Raw genomic sequence first — 15,278 nt, forward strand, 5'->3', positions numbered from 1 at the left:
ATAAACGAGTGTCGTTGTTCGGCAGACAATGATAGCTTTATATTATCAGACAGAGACATAAAAACTAGGAATATAAATGAAACCAACAATAGCCTTTATTGGTATTGGAAACATGGCGGGCTCGATCATTGGCGGTCTTATTGCAAGTGGGTATCCAGCAAAGAAGATTCTTGGTACCTCTCGAACGCAAGCTAAGCGTGAGCGTTTTGAGCAAGAGTATGCAATGGTCACTCTAGCGGATAATCGTGAGGCCGTTAGCAAAGCGGATGTGGTGGTGCTTTGCGTAAAGCCCGCACAAATGCAAGAGGTGATTAGTGTCTTTGCCGATCTGGTGCGTGATGATCAAGTGTTTATTTCGGTGGCTGCTGGCTTAGAGCTTAGCGCCTTAACTCGCTGGTTGGGTAAAGACGTTTCTGTGGTACGTTGTATGCCGAATACGCCGTCTCAATTAGGTGCGGGGGTCTCTGGTTTAATCGCGAATGCCCATACCAGTGAGGATCAGAAGGAATGGGTATCTGGTGTGTTTGAAAGTATCGGCGTATCCGTCTGGGTGGAGGATGAATCACAAATGCATGCTGTGACAGCCCTGTCCGGTAGCTCTCCTGCCTATTTTTTTCAATTCTTGGAAGCAATGATTAAAACGGGTAAAGAGCAAGGCTTAAGTGAAGAAACGTGCCGTCGTTTGGCGGCGAATGCTATGCTAGGCGCGGCGCGTATGGCAACGGAGCTTGAGCAGCCAATTGATCAATTACGTAAAAATATTACCTCGCCAAAGGGCACTACTGAACAAGCCCTGTTGTCTTTTGAGGCGTCAGGTATTGATAATATAGTCAGAACGGCCATGCTTGCTTGTATGGATCGCTCCAAAGAAATGGCTCAACTATTTTCTGGTAACGCAGACTCATAAAGAAGGACTATCTGATGAATTCAGATCCATTGATTTTTTTATTTAAGACCATTGCCAATTTGTATCTGTTTATTGTGTTGCTACGTTTAGTGCTGCAATTAACGCGTGCGGATTTCTATAACCCTATTAGCCAAGGAATTGTCAGAGCAACCAGCCCTATTCTATTGCCTCTGCGTAAGGTGATTCCTTCCATTGGTCGTGTTGATATGGCCTGTGTTGTATTTGCCTTGCTAGTACAGTTTTTAACTGTTCTTGGAATTGTGTTTTTCCAAGGCACTGCATCCCTTACACCAGCTTCTCTATATGTGGTTTGGACGGTGGTAGGTGTTCTGTACCATTTACTGGATTTGTATTTCTGGGCGCTATTGATTTCGGTTATTTTAAGTTGGGTGGCACCAGGCGCGAGTCACCCAGGGGCCATGCTGGTCGCGCAGATCACCGAGCCCTTGTATCGTATGTGTCACCGTGTGATTCCAACATTAGGTGGTTTGGATCTCTCACCTATTTTCTTGTTTTTAGCTATTTCTGTCATTCAGCAGCTCTTAAGGGCAAATTTCTCTATTGTTTAGACATGACGGCAGATTGGTGTTCTTTTAAGCATGATTGGTTGAGAATGACAGCGTAGAATTGAGAACAGGGGCGTATTCCTATATGATTCGACCCCTGAATGGGAATCTGAGGGGGCACAGTGTCTTTTATTGGTCTCCCTTCCTTATAATCATTTTTTGGATGAAAGCTATGAGTACGATTGCGGTTTATCCGGGTACCTTTGACCCTATTACGAACGGCCATACAGATTTGGTCGAGCGTGCGTCAAAACTGTTTCAGCAGGTTATCGTTGCCGTCGCAGCGAGCCCTAAAAAACGTCCGGTACTGTCGCACGAAGTACGTATTGCTTTGGCGGAAAAAGTATTGGGCCATTTGCCAAATGTGGAGATTGTTGGCTTCGATAACTTATTGACTGAGTTTACGCGCTCAGTTAATGGCAAAGTGGTGGTGCGTGGTTTACGTGCGGTATCGGACTTCGAGTATGAGTTCCAGTTAGCCAATATGAATCGTGCTATTGCTCCTGATGTGGAAAGTATTTTTCTCACACCATCGGAAAAACACTCTTATATATCGTCAACTCTGGTACGCGAAATTGCTTCTTTAAATGGGGATTTCGGACAATTTGTTAACCCTGAGGTTGAGCGTGTTCTTAAGGAACATTATTTAACGGCGAAGCGATAGATTATCAATTTATTCGTCGCCTTAGATCGGCAAGTAAGTTGGTTGCTCTGTAGTGTAGAAAGCGGTGTATTTCCCCTTTCTCTGAGTTTTTGCCTTGTTTGGATTTATGGCTGGTTTATATCGGCTGATAGTTAGGAGAGAATCATGTCTCTGATCATTACTGATGAATGCATTAACTGTGATGTCTGTGAGCCTGAATGCCCAAATGAGGCTATTTCGCAAGGCGATGAGATTTATGTTATTGACCCTAAAAAATGTACAGAATGCGTGGGGCATTACGATGAACCTCAGTGTCAGCAAGTTTGTCCTGTTGACTGCATTCCATTAGATATCAATAACAAAGAAACCGAAGAGCAGCTGATGGAAAAGTATTTGCAACTGACCGGACAGCTCTAATCTGCTCCAGCATAAAAAAGCTCGATTTAGTTCGAGCTTTTTTATGCTTGTTTGATACCCGCTACCACCATAGGCTGTTAGTTTGTGGCTGGCCTTCTACGCCACGTTCTCAAAAAATGACAGTAATTGCTCTGGGGAGGGAGTCTTTAGCTCGTCTCCGACTAATAAAATTAATGAGCGGGCATGAATGCTCTCTGTTGTACTTGGGTGAGTGATGATTTGGCCGTGTTGATTTTCATAACCAAGCGCAGTACCGATGTTGTTCTGAATTAAACAAGTGACTATTTGCGCCCAAGTAAAGCCCTCTAAATTAACCTCCAAGCGAATTGTGTGGTCGCCTTCATAACGGAATAGGTTTTCAAGTACTTGCTCTGTACCTGGGGCAATCAAAGAGCGTACCAGCATCTCTGGATAAGCGCGCATAGGGCGAATCACCGCTTTTGCTCCAGCGTTCCTAAAGCGTTGACGGTTCGAATCATCAATGGCCTCTGCGAGGATAAACGCTGAGCAGCCTATTTCTTTTAAACGGTGCAATATATCAAAGGTTTGACTGTCGCAGTGGCCATCATGGGGATCTGAACAAAGCACAATCACATACTTGGCTTTATTGGCACCTGCGGATAGTAGTTTACCCTCTTTAGTGGCCTCGCCTGTATGGTGCACCACGCCGCGAGATCGTAAGCTCATTGGTAATCCATCGGGGTAGGCTTTCGTGAGGATCTGGATGGGGACTTCGCTCAGCTCTGGTGTATTGCACACCTGCGAAACAAGCAGTTTAAGGTAGCGTGAGGCATCGCTACTTGGGGTATTGATAATCAATAAATGATCCTGCATTTTATTCCACTCCATATGACCTTTAATACGCATTTCTTTTTTAGAGATTCTTAGCTCCACATAATCACTCGCGATTTGTGCCAATAGCGTAATGCCTATTCCATATATCAGTACTATCGTAGAGAATTGTCCCCAAAAGGTAGCTGGAGACAAATCGCCATAGCCCGTTGTGCTGGCAGACGTCATTGTTAGCCAAAATGCTTGCCACCAATTTAGGTGCTCAAAATGGTTCATGGCTAAGCTATGCAAGCCAATCACACAAGCGAATAGAATCAGTCTTTTTTGCATGTCCTTAGTGGCATGCAAATGAACCTTTTTGCGATACTGCCGCCGTGTATTGTTACGTCTAAGAAGTAGACCTAAGGTATTCATACTATCCTTTTATAATGCATTGGGACCTTTTTATAGAGGTTGTGCTCGCGACTCGATTATAGGTCTACCCATCGATTGACATGGCATAATCTAATTGGCGCCAAGATTCATAGACCATCACTGCAACCGTATTGGACAGATTAAGACTGCGTGAATTGGCTTGCATTGGCAAGCGTAAACGCTGGGCTGGTGGCAGGGCCTCAATGAACGCTGCTGGCAAACCTCTGGTTTCTGGGCCAAAGACTAAGACATCATTGGCTTTGAACTTGGCTTCACTATGCGTATGGCTGCCTTTTGTGGTCAGCGCATAGACTGTTCCTATGGTATTTTGTGATAGAAAATCATCAAAATTTGCGTAACGCTTCAAGTTCGCAAATTCATGGTAATCCAGTCCTGCACGGCGAAGCTTTTTGTCTTCAAGGTCGAACCCTAGCGGCTCGATTAAATGAAGTTGATAACCCGTATTGGCACACAGGCGGATCACATTGCCAGTGTTAGGTGGAATCTCTGGTTGATAGAGTACGATATGAAGCATGGTATTATCTCCTTGATATACCGAGATAATACCAGACCAGCGGGGAAAACTAAGTTTTTTTAATTTTTTTAGGAAAAACTATTGACCCTAAAGAAGGTTTCTCTATAATACGCCCCACTTGCCCAGATAGCTCAGTCGGTAGAGCAGAGGATTGAAAATCCTCGTGTCGGTGGTTCGATTCCGCCTCTGGGCACCACGATAAAGAAGGCCAGCTAAATTAGCTGGCTTTTTTTCGTCTTGGAGCCTTATTTTTTTACATCATTGGTTCCTGCCTGTTAAGCCCAGATAGCTCAGTCGGTAGAGCAGAGGATTGAAAATCCTCGTGTCGGTGGTTCGATTCCGCCTCTGGGCACCATTTCTAAGTGTTTCTTAATATCCCCCAATCCCTTATATATCAAGCCTTTCAGCGTTTTTGTGTTCATTTTAAAAAATACTTGAATCAATTAATCCGTGTGGCTGGTGTCCAGTAAGTGTCCTAAGAATTTTGAGAGGTTGGACACCAAGCCCTTTAGACTGGTGTCCAAGAGTGTCCTAAGCGGCAACGATCATGCCTGAGCGTTCCATGATGGCGATCGGGTTTTTGTGGATGGCGTCGGCCAAATAATCAGGGTGGAACTTCGCATAACGAAGGGTCATTTTTAGTGTTTTGTGACCAAGTATTTTCTGCAGATCAAAGATCGAACCTTTCTCTCTCATAAAGTGCACTGCGAATGTATGCCGCATAACGTGAGTCAGTTGGCCACGAGGTAAATAAATACCAGCATTTTGAATGCCAGTCCTAAGCGCTCGGCCGTTGAAGCCGAGATCGTCGTCAAAGTCCTGTGCCATTCGTGCCACGACAAAGAGCTGCACATCAACATGGAGACTTGGGAGCAATGCTTCATCGCCAGCGAACTCAACGATCGCGGCTGGCGGCAAGTCACCACCGAGGATGAACACATCGTCCAAACCTGCCCACAGTGTGTGGAGCAACTTGAGAAGGCATTTAAGGAGTAAAAGAAAGGGGGCGAAAGCCCCCTTGGTATTACGAGAGGATATTGATTTCGACATCTACCGTATGTACTTGAATGGTTCGCTTACACCCTAAATTTACCCATTCGGGCTTTGTTTAAATTGCTAGTGCTTGATATCCTATCAAGAGCTTGTTGGACCTTCTCTGCCAAATCCTCGTTGCTATTAGCAATTAGTAAAAAGACACGAATATAATCCTTTAAGTCTTTACCTTTAAATCCCATAAAAAGATTATACATTTCGTCGACTGTAAGTCTGGCTAATATTTCAGCTTCAGGAACGTTATAAGACTGAGTGCCACGCCTCAACTCCAATATCTCTTCGACTGTCGGCTCTGGCTTTAACTCTAAATATGATTCACGTAACCTTTCAGAAAAATGTGAATCCTTCACTTCAAATGGTGAATTATCAACATCAAGTGCTTCGGGATTCTCTTTATTAGATTCAATGAATAGCTCGGTCAACTCGTCCGCTATTTTGGCATATCCAATCTCTCGTAATAACTTTACCCCTTGGCTATATTGAGCAGCTGAAGCATTAGGCGCTATATCTTTCATTCCGGCTTCAAACGCTAAAGCAATTTCGTCTTCATTGTTACTAAAAGAATCGTGAAAAAGATTCCATGCATGATTCCAATTTTTACTAGTTCGCTGAATTTCTACCTCTTGTTGTTTTTGAGTACAAAGAGGGAGCAGCTTTTCCGCATCAAGAAAGCCTTGCTCTATACCGCGAGCAACAGCGGCATCTATTTCATCAGTATATCTGTAACCATATTGATTTAACGTCAAATTCCAACGCTCGGTGGTTTCTTCGTTCCAACCCAATTCATCGTTCTTTTCTCTTGATCCAAGTCGGTTTACAAATGCAAATTCCGGTATACGATTTTCATCTGCACCGTGGCAGTAGTAGCACCAACTGAGAACGATAGTCGAGTGTATGACTTGTTTTTTGATGCTTTCATCAAAGGTGGTCACGAGTGCCAAAAACTCCTTTGTATGTTCGACGATCTTTTTTATGACCCGCTTGTTTTTGATGTCTAAGCCAATACAGCAATCACGAATGAAGCCTTTGAGTTCGAAGTCGTCAGTAATCATTATATCGAAGCATTGTTCTGCTGTTGGCTCGAAATGGAGTTGTCGGTCTACGATTTTTTCTTTGTACTTTTTATAGTCTTCGAAGGTTTCATCACCCGCATCCTCGTTGAGCAACAATACAATCTTGCAATCCTTTTGCTCCTTAAAGAATGAAACCAACCCCATGAAGTCTTTGATGGTAATTCCCTTGCTATGACGCTCTAAATCATCGAAGCAAATGATGGTCTTGTTCATGGCTAGTTGAGAAACTGAGCTAATAATGCTGCTAGTGCCTCCCACATACTTGCCGATAAAAGGTATTTTTGTATCTCCTATTAAGCTCGCCAATTTTTTTGAGTAGCTTTTGATGTTAGGTGTGTCACCAATACTTTTGGTATCAATGGCATTTAGAAATGTCATTTGTTTTAATTCGGCAATAGAGTTAATTCCAAACAGTGAAACGTAGGAGTATGACTTTAATTTGCATTCGTCTTTGAGTGCTCTGATGTTTTCTTCCCAACTGTAAGTCTTACCCACCCCCCAACAGCCTTTGATGGCGAGCACTTCGGGATTATCGGTGGAAAGAAATTTTCGAATTTGCTCTTTAACTAAATCAACTGACATGTCTACAATTTCCCTACAGAATAGAATGCTCTGAAACAGATATTGATACTAAGCTCTAGAGCCGCTATTTGGCTATTATTTGTTACGCTTAGTGTGGGTGGCATCCCTCGTAGACAATTGAAAAGAAGCCCGTGTCCTTGGATGTGGGCTTAATTATGCTTGTTCGATCAGGTCTGACACGTTGAAATCGTCTACTAGCACTTGGCTAAGCTGTGGGCCCGCGAGCTGGACCAGGTAAGGTCGCACGCAGTCGTCTTGGATTAGTGCTTGTACGCTGAAAGATCGGGCCATTTGTTTGTGGATTTTGTACATCTCTTCGACTTTTTGCACTTCGTTCGATACTAGGCCAGTCACGCCTGCAATGCTGCTGGTTAGGTCTCCTGCAATACGATCCAATAAGGCTTCAAATGAGGGGCGCTCCATGTCCCCGGCATCGTAATCCGTTATGCCCTGGTCTAGTTCATCCAGTGCGCTTGAGGCAGCATTGAGATAGCGATCCGTTGCGCCTGCCAGTGTGCCAGCAATCGTTTTGATGTTGGTACAGCTTGGTGGGGCGTCATTGATGACGCTGTCGATCTCTTTTACTGCCGCTGCGACGTTCATATCGTCTAGGAAACTTTCTAAGCGCTGTTGCACGTGGGCGTTGAGCACATTGGCCCCTTGACCATAGTTATCCAGAGCGGTGATGCAGTTTTGTACTTTGGCCGCGTTAGGTCGTGTTGCAGCTAAAGCAGGGTCAATTGTTTCGCCTTCAGCAGGTAGGTATTTTTGCAAGCGTATTTTTAACTGTGCGGCTTGGGAGCCTGTGGCGGTGGCTTTGGTCGTTGTTGCGCTCTGTAGCCCGTGGCCTGCTTGAACAACAAACGATGCATAGCAATCAGGGTTATGGCAATGGCAGTACAGGTCTATAAGAAATAGACCGTCCATATCCTCCGATACTTCGTTATTGTGGGCAATCACACCAGTGCTTTTGCAATTGGGGCAGACAACACGAAGCGACATAAAATGACCATATTTGTGCATATTGTTTGCGATGCCTTTAAATACTCCGTGTGTTTGCATGTGAAATTTTGGTTTTTGTATGTAAATGATATTTAGGGTTATTGGGGTTATAGTCTTTTTTCTTGTGGGGTTGCTGGGGTTATAGGAATTGCTAATTGGTTTTTTATGGTTACTGGGGTTATAGTTTGCTTATCGTTTTATCGAGCCAAGGAAAAATATATGAAAAGCCGTGAGGTTATTCAAATGCTTGAAGACGATGGTTGGTACGAAGTTAGAAAGAAAGGTAGCCACTTACACTTTAAACACCCTAGTAAAAAGGGTTTAGTTACGGTTCCTCATCCTAAAACAGACATACCAGCAGGCACTCTGAAAAGCATTTTCAAACAAGCTCAGTTTAGCTGAGCTTGTTTGAAAACCTTAATGGCAAGTACGTAAAAATTATTAGGATAAGTCTAAGAATTTATGCGCTATCTATTCATGTTAATATGAATGAAATTACTTTAATAACGTGCATGCGCATTATTAAAGTAAAGTAAAGTATACAACAACCGAAAACAAAGTAGAGAAGATCAATATATTTTAATATTTATTGATCGTTGCTGAAACTAGACCACTTGGTCTGTGTCAGCATAGGGGGAAATATGAAATATCCTGTAGTATTGCATACCGATGATAATGAGTCTTACGGTGTTACTGTGCCTGACGTGCAAGGTTGCTTCTCTGCAGGCTCATCATTTGATGAAGCTCTTGATATGGTTGATGAAGCAATCTTCCTACATTTAGAGTTATTGTTAGAAGACGGTGAGGACATTCCTAAAGCCTCTTCTATCTCTGAATTAAAAGATAATCCTGATTATAGTGACGGTGTGTGGGCTATAGTAGATGTTGATATCACTCCGTTATTAGGTAAGAGTGAAAAAATCAATGTAACTCTCCCGCACCTTTTGATTACTAAAATCGATAAGGCGGTTTCCTCTAACCCAAAATATCGATCTCGTTCGGGCTTTTTAGCTGAAGTATCTAAAAAAGCGCTTGAACTTGCTTAGTTTTCTAACCACCTTGGCTCTTTGAAAGATACCCGCCCTCGTGCGGGTATTTTTTCGTTTAGAGCAGTCCAAACTCGCTGTATGGCGAGTATTTCGCTGTTGTAGTAAACCTCTCTTATATTTTGTAGATTCCCAACCCCCTTGCGTTTAATGGCATGATGTTAGCGAGCGGCGCCAGCACACGGTGCATGTTGAGGATGTCTTACATGGTGACGGGTTTGATCTTTTCGTATTCGTCTTTGTTGTTCAGCTCCCCGATTGAAATGAGTTGTAATCTGTCTCTGGTGTGTAGCGCTTCCCTTAGTGAGTTTTTGTTACCATTCAGTATTTTCTGTTCCTATATTTTTTGCTAGTGTGAAAAAGCTAATTTCTTTATCTCAAGCCCATTAAATTTGTCTCTATCAGTTGTAATGAATTGTATTTTTTCGGGGTGCTAGGGACGCTTTCAGTGGTCACTTTTGTGGCCATTTCATGGCTATAAAGTTGACTATCTCATTGATCTTTTCTTGCTAAGCTTATCTTTTTATTTGTTTTTATTCTTCCTGAAAGGTGTGATGAAATAGTGTGTTTCTGAGTGATCTTTACTGCTTTGTTACAAAAGCGTCATATACATTTTGTAACATGCTTCTTAAAAAAGAGGGGTGATTTTTCATCGCTCGATGTTGATCAATTGGAGAAGCATGTGAACATTAACAAAAAGATGTGGGTTCTTTCTGGTGCGACAGCCATCAGTATTATACTGGTTGGCGTCTTTGCAGCTTATATTCTCTCTTCTTTGAGGGTAGATTTTGGTCATTACAAGTCGCAAATCGCGACGTCTCAACAATTGTTTGAGATGAAGGCAACAGGGTTGTCTGTGGCAAAAGGGGATCCTATTCTGCCTTCAACTAAAACGGCTCTTGATGCGGCGAATGTTAAAATCAATGCATTGTTAAAGTCGATTGAAGCTTCTCATGTCATAGATAAGAAGAAATCGAAACTTTTAAAGCAAATTAAATCCCTGTGGGCGGAGTATTTTAAGCAGTTCAATAGTGCCATTAATATGGCTCAAGATAGCCCTCAAGATGCGCTGCAAATACCGGATTCTATTTATGGTTTGTACTTGTTGCCAATGATTAATGATATCGATCAGCTGGTTAAGGAAAATCAAGGGCTTGAGTCTTCATCAGACGGTATCATTTCGAAACAGATGGCGATGATCTTGTGGTTGATTTTGACGCCTCTGGTTGCGGGCGGTTTGTTTGTTGTTGCCAGTCAGCGTCTGCTTGCTCGAGATCTGAGAAAGCGAGTGTTTCGTGTTTTAGATGTAGTGAAGTTTTTAGAACAAGGAGATCTAACCAAGCGCTTGCCGGTAGAGGGGCGGGATGAACTGTCTTCGATTGCGTCGTCTGTGAACGGGTTTGTTGATAAAACTCATTCGATTTTATGTCAGGTGCGTGAGAGTACAAGTGATGTTTCTAATGCAGCTTCTGAGTTGTTTGATGCGTCGGCACATGTGGCGAATAGTGCCAGTTCTCAGAATGAGGCAGCGTCTTCTGTTGCTGCGACGGTTCAACAACTGGCGGTGAGTATTGGCCAGGTAACGGAGCATGCTAAAAGTGCGCAGTCTTTTTCTGTGCAATCTGGCGAATTGTCAACGCAAGCGGGTGGGGTAGTCCTATCCGCGACCAACGAAATGAATAAAATCTCTGAATACTCTCGTGGTTCATCATCGTTGATTAAAGAGTTAGAGGACCGATCTAGTGATATTTCTAATATCATGCAGGTTATCAAGGACGTAGCGGATCAAACGAATTTATTGGCTCTTAATGCGGCGATAGAGGCAGCGAGAGCTGGCGAGCAAGGGCGAGGCTTTTCTGTGGTAGCAGATGAAATTCGTAATTTGGCAATGCGAACCACTCAGTCGACCAGTGAAATTGCGCAGATTGTCGGCCAGATACAAGAGGCAACAGAGGCGGTGTCGCTCAGTATGGAGTCTGGGCTTCAGCGGGTTGAGCAAGGTGTGTTGCTTGCGCAACAGGCCGGCCAATCTATGAATGATGTGACAGAGAGTACCGTAAAGGTAGAAGAGTCCATTGATTATATTTGTAATGCTTTGACTGAGCAGGACCATGCTAGTGATGATATTGCTAGAAAAATTGATCGTATCGCGATGATTATTCGCGAAGATGCGGAGTCTGCAAAAAATACGGTTGAAACAGCCAAAAAGTTAGATGGATTATCAGGGACTTTGAATACCGCAGTGAGTCAATTCCAGTTGTAACCATTCCTTCTCGCTTCCTTTTTGTAAAGGAGGCTTTCTTAAGCAAATGCTTATCTTGTGTTGTTGATGGATAAGCATTTCTTGCTTTTGTTATTCAATGCGTTGGCACTTGTCGATTATTATTTTCATTACATAACTTAACGATTATCAGGATCACGAGTACGATTCTTTGACTATTCTTAGCATAAGCACAGTAGATCCGTTTGACGCGATATAACCTCTCTATGCTTTTTTATTTAAAGGCTTCTTCTTGATAAATTGGTGCTCTATGCTTAAAGGAATAGTCGTTGTAGCTCTCACTGCGCTAATGTACTGGGTTCTGGGTGTTTTAGGCTTAATGGTTGCGATTCCGCCTGGTTATGCAACCATTATCTGGCCTGCTTCTGGTGTGGCTTTAGTTGCTGCGATGTTCTTTCCGCGGGTAGGACTGTATGGGGTCTTTCTCGGTTCTTTTCTCGTTAATATATTTGCTACTTGGTATAACTTTAATATATTTGTCGTGCTTTTACCTGCTGTCATTGCATGTGGGGCGACTCTACAAGCAGCTGTTGGGGCTTGGTTAGTGGACCGTTACGTGGGCCTTCCGTTCGCCTTCCATAGAGTGGATTTGGTATTACGTTTTGTTTTTCTAGCCTGCGTTTTGTCCACATTGATTGGCGCTACGGTCGGTTGCTTCTCTTTGTTATATTTTAAAGTCATGGAGTGGGACAGCTTTTGGGTTAACTGGCTTGGCTGGTGGGTTGGTGATTCCATCGGGGTACTGGTTGTCGTTCCTTGGTTTGCTGTGTTGCTTCCGCGCTATTTTGGTAATTATTTTCAACATCCACTCAGTCTAATATCCGGTCTGGCTTTTATTCTTATTGTGACGGCAGGGTTATCTCTTGGAGTGAGTGAATTTGAAGAGAATAAACAATCTAAGGAGTTTCGCGCGAATGCTGAGTTACTAGAGATTTCTTTAAATAATCGAATTAAAAACAGTGTAGATTTGCTTTATGGTATTGCAGGTTTTGTTCGCGGTAGTGAATCGATAACCGCAAAAGAGTTTGATCGTTATGCAATAAATGCCATGTCTCGAGATGACTCTTTTTTAGGGGTTTCACTCAATTATTCGGTGGATGGGGTGTCTATACCAGCCTTTGAACGAGAGATTCAAAAAAGTTATCCAAATTTAGAGTTTCGAGTCAAAGAGAGGAATTCGTCAGGTAAGTTGGTAAATGCGACTCCCCGAAAACGTCATATTGTGGTCACCTATGTGGTACCTAGAGAGAAAAACAAGGCAGCTATTGGCTATGATGTTTATTCTCAGGCAAGCAGACGAGAGGCAATTGATAAAGCGATCGAACTCAAACAAGCCTACCCAACTGAACCGATTAATTTGGTTCAGGGAGATAAAGGTGTGTTGTTGTTTTTGCCATTTTTCAACGAGGAGACTGGGGCTTTTTTAGGCGTAGCGACAGCGGTGATTGGTTTGGATGTATTGACTAAGGAGATTGTTAACCGAGGGTTATTGCCAAATACTGAGCTGTATCTGGTGGATATGAAAGGAGCAAATGGTACTCCCATATTAGTGACCCGCAGTGCGTCTGCCCATTTGCCTTTAGAGACTGTGATCTCGCGTTTCAACAAGGGGGACTTTGGACAGGCGGTTGCCTATGATGTGAAAGTCGGCGAGAAGCGTTGGCGCTTATTTCAAGTCAGTGAAAATCGTTTTTATAAGCAGCCTTGGGGTGTGCAGTTTGTTTTGGTATGTGGTTTCTTGGTGGCGGGTATTCTGGTTTGGTTTTTGCTGATGGTCAGTAGTCAGATGTCTGAAATTGAGAGCCTAGTACGTCGTCGCACACAGGATCTTTTAGAAGCAAACCGGTCACTTAGGGCGTCAGAGTTAGCGCATAGTAAAGCAAAGCATGAGGCTGAGGAAGCCAATCAAGCAAAGAGTCTGTTTTTAGCGAATATGAGCCATGAAATCCGCACACCGCTCAACGGCGTGATTGGCTGTTTGTCATTGATGCTGAACACCGAGTTACGTCCTGAGCAAAAAAATCTGGCAAATTTATCTCGTCAAAGTGCGGAAGCATTATTGGAGCTGATTAATGATATTTTGGATTTATCTAAAATCGAAAGTGGCAGCATTGTGTTGGATGAGGAGTTATTCGAGTTACGGGAACTGGTTGAGGAAGTGAGTCGGCTATTGGTTTTCAAGGCACAGGAGAAGGGGATCGAATTTAATGTACCAGCGATACTGATTCCTCGTGTGTCTATTTTTGCTGATCGGTTACGGATCAAGCAAGTGATTATGAACTTATTGGGTAACGCCATTAAATTTACTTCGCAAGGTGAAGTGAACCTATGTATCCACCTTGAGCCCCTAAATGAGGGAGCTTGTGAGTTAAGCGTTAAAGTGAGTGATACTGGTATTGGCATTAAGCAAGCTCTGAAAAAGAACTTATTCCAACGCTTTAAACAAGCGGATAATTCGACAACTCGAAAGTTTGGTGGGACGGGGTTAGGTCTAGCCATCAGTAAAAGCATTGTTGAGTTAATGGGAGGGAGTATTGGTGTTGATTCCCAAGAAGATAAAGGCTCTACCTTTTGGTTTAATGTGACTGTGCCGTTTGAGTCTCAAGCGGAGGAGAGTGGAAACGGTTTCCAAGATTGTGCGGCGACATTGGTTTATCGCAATGACATGGGGCGTGACTATGTTGCTTCTTTGCTTCAAGAAATAGGGGTAAGAGTGACAACGCTAAACGATATGGCGCCACTATTAGATGACGACTCTGAAGTGTCTAAGCAGACTGTGAAGGCGCAGTGCAATATTCTTTTATTAGACGATGACCTTTACAAAAAGGTTTCTAAAGTGGATCAAACCAAGCTTAAGAGACGGTGTGAGCAAGGAAATCTGACCAGTATTTTGTTGCAAGATTATTCTGACGAGAACACCGAACCGGATATGAAGGTGATTCATAAGCCAGTTTTCAATCGTGAGTTAAAGCAAATATTGACACAAATAGTGATTCTATCTTCGAAAACGCAAACGCATGAGTTTCAAATTGAGGAGTCTACTGAGCAGACGAATGACAAAACGCCGCGATTTAATGCGATGGTGCTGGTGGTTGAGGATAACTTTACGAATCAGGTTGTTGCTCGGGGCTTATTAGCGCGATTAGGTATTGAGGTTGAGATTGCTAATAATGGTGAAGAAGCACTGGCGAAGTTGCAGCAGACGCATTACGATTTGATATTTATGGATTGTCAAATGCCTGTTATGGATGGTTATGAAGCAACAGGGCGGATTCGCCAGCTAGAGACGGGTAAAACAGAAAAAAATGTCCCTATTGTTGCCTTAAGCGCCAATGCGATGAAAGGAGATAAGTTGGTTTGTCTTGATGCAGGAATGGATGATCATATGGCTAAGCCAATTGATCAACATGAGTTATTGGCCGTCTTGGAAAAGTGGATGCCATTTGCACTGGAAAAACACTAGGAGAATAGAAGTCATGGTAGAAACAGTAGGAGAATAGAAGTCATGGTAGAAACAGTAGGAGAATAGAAGTCATGGTAGAAACAGTAGTGTTTGATTTTAATGATTTTAAAAATCGCATGGCGAGTAGTAATGAATTGATGGCGTTAGTAGCCGCAGAGTTTTTAAGAGAGGCCGCTTATTTGGTTTCTCAATTGGATGAGAGTATTCAAGCCGAAGATTGGTTGCAGGTAGCGCAAGTTGCTCACCGTTTGAAGGGGGCTAGTGCTGAGGTATCTGGGCAAGCCATGACAGAAAGTGCTAGGGCGATTGAGTTTGCAGCTAAGGAAGGTGATTTTTCTGTTATAGCAGAGCTTTATGTGGCATTAAATAAGTATTATGTTGCTCTTAGGGATGAATTGTCCGAATTTTTGCTGGCGAAGTGAAATGAATACGTTACTGTTTTTTTATGCTTTGTAATCGTTTATTTTGACTTGCTTTATGGTTTTTTTACCGTGGTTTTACCTA

At 43.0% G+C, this 15,278-nt stretch carries 14 protein-coding genes and 2 tRNA genes; 11 read left to right on the top strand and 5 right to left on the bottom strand.

Annotated features, from left to right (window positions below; all coding sequences use genetic code 11):
* Nucleotides 1-76: 76 nt before the first annotated feature.
* The 4 genes from proC (at nucleotide 77) to MSP8886_RS03035 (ending at nucleotide 2,533) form a co-directional block, all read left to right on the top strand.
* Nucleotides 77-907, top strand: a complete 831-nt coding sequence (gene proC, locus MSP8886_RS03020; RefSeq protein WP_067012519.1) for a pyrroline-5-carboxylate reductase — start codon at nucleotides 77-79, stop codon at nucleotides 905-907.
* Nucleotides 908-921: 14 nt separating this feature from the next.
* Nucleotides 922-1,476 carry a YggT family protein gene (locus MSP8886_RS03025; protein ID WP_067012521.1) on the top strand — a complete coding sequence of 185 codons (555 nt, stop codon included), beginning with the start codon at nucleotides 922-924 and terminating at the stop codon, nucleotides 1,474-1,476.
* A 169-nt stretch (nucleotides 1,477-1,645) separates the two neighbouring features.
* Nucleotides 1,646-2,137 carry a pantetheine-phosphate adenylyltransferase gene (gene coaD, locus MSP8886_RS03030; RefSeq protein WP_067012523.1) on the top strand — a complete coding sequence of 164 codons (492 nt, stop codon included), beginning with the start codon at nucleotides 1,646-1,648 and terminating at the stop codon, nucleotides 2,135-2,137.
* A gap of 144 nt (nucleotides 2,138-2,281) precedes the next feature.
* A complete protein-coding gene (locus tag MSP8886_RS03035) occupies nucleotides 2,282-2,533 on the top strand; it encodes a YfhL family 4Fe-4S dicluster ferredoxin (RefSeq protein WP_067012525.1) in 252 nt (83 codons plus the stop codon).
* Nucleotides 2,534-2,629: 96 nt separating this feature from the next.
* Here MSP8886_RS03035 and MSP8886_RS03040 read toward each other — a convergent pair whose 3' ends face one another.
* Both MSP8886_RS03040 and trmL read right to left on the bottom strand, forming a co-directional pair.
* Nucleotides 2,630-3,739, bottom strand: coding sequence for a potassium channel family protein (locus MSP8886_RS03040; RefSeq protein ID WP_067012527.1), 1,110 nt, complete (start codon nucleotides 3,737-3,739; stop codon nucleotides 2,630-2,632).
* A gap of 64 nt (nucleotides 3,740-3,803) precedes the next feature.
* Entirely contained in the window at nucleotides 3,804-4,274 is a 471-nt protein-coding gene (gene trmL / locus MSP8886_RS03045; protein WP_067012529.1) for a tRNA (uridine(34)/cytosine(34)/5-carboxymethylaminomethyluridine(34)-2'-O)-methyltransferase TrmL, read from the bottom strand.
* A 120-nt stretch (nucleotides 4,275-4,394) separates the two neighbouring features.
* Here trmL and MSP8886_RS03050 point away from each other — a divergent pair.
* Together MSP8886_RS03050 and MSP8886_RS03055 are read left to right on the top strand one after the other, a co-directional pair.
* Nucleotides 4,395-4,470, top strand: a tRNA-Phe gene (locus MSP8886_RS03050).
* Between the two features lie 83 nt (nucleotides 4,471-4,553).
* Nucleotides 4,554-4,629: transfer RNA gene (locus tag MSP8886_RS03055), tRNA-Phe, on the top strand.
* Between the two features lie 176 nt (nucleotides 4,630-4,805).
* On the opposite strand, the gene MSP8886_RS03060 is transcribed toward MSP8886_RS03055, so the two are convergent.
* The 3 genes from MSP8886_RS03060 to MSP8886_RS03070 all read right to left on the bottom strand — a co-directional run bounded on the left by MSP8886_RS03060 (nucleotide 4,806) and on the right by MSP8886_RS03070 (nucleotide 8,044).
* A complete protein-coding gene (locus tag MSP8886_RS03060) occupies nucleotides 4,806-5,192 on the bottom strand; it encodes a tyrosine-type recombinase/integrase (RefSeq protein ID WP_245659014.1) in 387 nt (128 codons plus the stop codon).
* 158 nt (nucleotides 5,193-5,350) lie between these two features.
* The gene (locus MSP8886_RS03065) at nucleotides 5,351-6,982 is read right to left on the bottom strand and encodes a hypothetical protein (protein WP_067012533.1); all 1,632 of its coding nucleotides are present in this window, start codon (nucleotides 6,980-6,982) and stop codon (nucleotides 5,351-5,353) included.
* 153 nt (nucleotides 6,983-7,135) lie between these two features.
* Entirely contained in the window at nucleotides 7,136-8,044 is a 909-nt protein-coding gene (locus MSP8886_RS03070) for a DUF7217 family protein (RefSeq protein ID WP_175365254.1), read from the bottom strand.
* Between the two features lie 159 nt (nucleotides 8,045-8,203).
* On the opposite strand from MSP8886_RS03070, the gene MSP8886_RS03075 reads away from it, so the two are divergent.
* The 5 genes from MSP8886_RS03075 to MSP8886_RS03095 all read left to right on the top strand — a co-directional run bounded on the left by MSP8886_RS03075 (nucleotide 8,204) and on the right by MSP8886_RS03095 (nucleotide 15,196).
* Nucleotides 8,204-8,386 carry a type II toxin-antitoxin system HicA family toxin gene (locus MSP8886_RS03075; protein WP_067012537.1) on the top strand — a complete coding sequence of 61 codons (183 nt, stop codon included), beginning with the start codon at nucleotides 8,204-8,206 and terminating at the stop codon, nucleotides 8,384-8,386.
* Nucleotides 8,387-8,625: 239 nt separating this feature from the next.
* Nucleotides 8,626-9,030, top strand: a complete 405-nt coding sequence (locus MSP8886_RS03080; RefSeq protein ID WP_067012539.1) for a type II toxin-antitoxin system HicB family antitoxin — start codon at nucleotides 8,626-8,628, stop codon at nucleotides 9,028-9,030.
* A 682-nt stretch (nucleotides 9,031-9,712) separates the two neighbouring features.
* Complete coding sequence (locus MSP8886_RS03085) at nucleotides 9,713-11,293, top strand: methyl-accepting chemotaxis protein (RefSeq protein WP_067012541.1); 1,581 nt, start codon at nucleotides 9,713-9,715, stop codon at nucleotides 11,291-11,293.
* Between the two features lie 268 nt (nucleotides 11,294-11,561).
* Nucleotides 11,562-14,774, top strand: coding sequence for an ATP-binding protein (locus tag MSP8886_RS03090; protein ID WP_067012543.1), 3,213 nt, complete (start codon nucleotides 11,562-11,564; stop codon nucleotides 14,772-14,774).
* Nucleotides 14,775-14,845: 71 nt separating this feature from the next.
* A complete protein-coding gene (locus MSP8886_RS03095; protein WP_067012545.1) occupies nucleotides 14,846-15,196 on the top strand; it encodes an Hpt domain-containing protein in 351 nt (116 codons plus the stop codon).
* Nucleotides 15,197-15,278 lie beyond the last annotated feature (82 nt).

The organism is Marinomonas spartinae (genome assembly GCF_900089775.1).
Lineage (GTDB): Bacteria > Pseudomonadota > Gammaproteobacteria > Pseudomonadales > Marinomonadaceae > Marinomonas > Marinomonas spartinae.

What these genes read in the sequence shown, in the direction of transcription:
- proC (WP_067012519.1), top strand. Translation starts at nt 77, where the DNA reads ATGAAACCAACAATAGCCTTTATTGGTATTGGAAACATGGCGGGCTCG.
- MSP8886_RS03025 (WP_067012521.1), top strand. Translation starts at nt 922, where the DNA reads ATGAATTCAGATCCATTGATTTTTTTATTTAAGACCATTGCCAATTTG.
- coaD (WP_067012523.1), top strand. Translation starts at nt 1,646, where the DNA reads ATGAGTACGATTGCGGTTTATCCGGGTACCTTTGACCCTATTACGAAC.
- MSP8886_RS03035 (WP_067012525.1), top strand. Translation starts at nt 2,282, where the DNA reads ATGTCTCTGATCATTACTGATGAATGCATTAACTGTGATGTCTGTGAG.
- MSP8886_RS03040 (WP_067012527.1), bottom strand. Translation starts at nt 3,739, where the DNA reads ATGAATACCTTAGGTCTACTTCTTAGACGTAACAATACACGGCGGCAG.
- trmL (WP_067012529.1), bottom strand. Translation starts at nt 4,274, where the DNA reads ATGCTTCATATCGTACTCTATCAACCAGAGATTCCACCTAACACTGGC.
- MSP8886_RS03065 (WP_067012533.1), bottom strand. Translation starts at nt 6,982, where the DNA reads ATGTCAGTTGATTTAGTTAAAGAGCAAATTCGAAAATTTCTTTCCACC.
- MSP8886_RS03070 (WP_175365254.1), bottom strand. Translation starts at nt 8,044, where the DNA reads ATGCAAACACACGGAGTATTTAAAGGCATCGCAAACAATATGCACAAA.
- MSP8886_RS03075 (WP_067012537.1), top strand. Translation starts at nt 8,204, where the DNA reads ATGAAAAGCCGTGAGGTTATTCAAATGCTTGAAGACGATGGTTGGTAC.
- MSP8886_RS03080 (WP_067012539.1), top strand. Translation starts at nt 8,626, where the DNA reads ATGAAATATCCTGTAGTATTGCATACCGATGATAATGAGTCTTACGGT.
- MSP8886_RS03090 (WP_067012543.1), top strand. Translation starts at nt 11,562, where the DNA reads ATGCTTAAAGGAATAGTCGTTGTAGCTCTCACTGCGCTAATGTACTGG.
- MSP8886_RS03095 (WP_067012545.1), top strand. Translation starts at nt 14,846, where the DNA reads ATGGTAGAAACAGTAGTGTTTGATTTTAATGATTTTAAAAATCGCATG.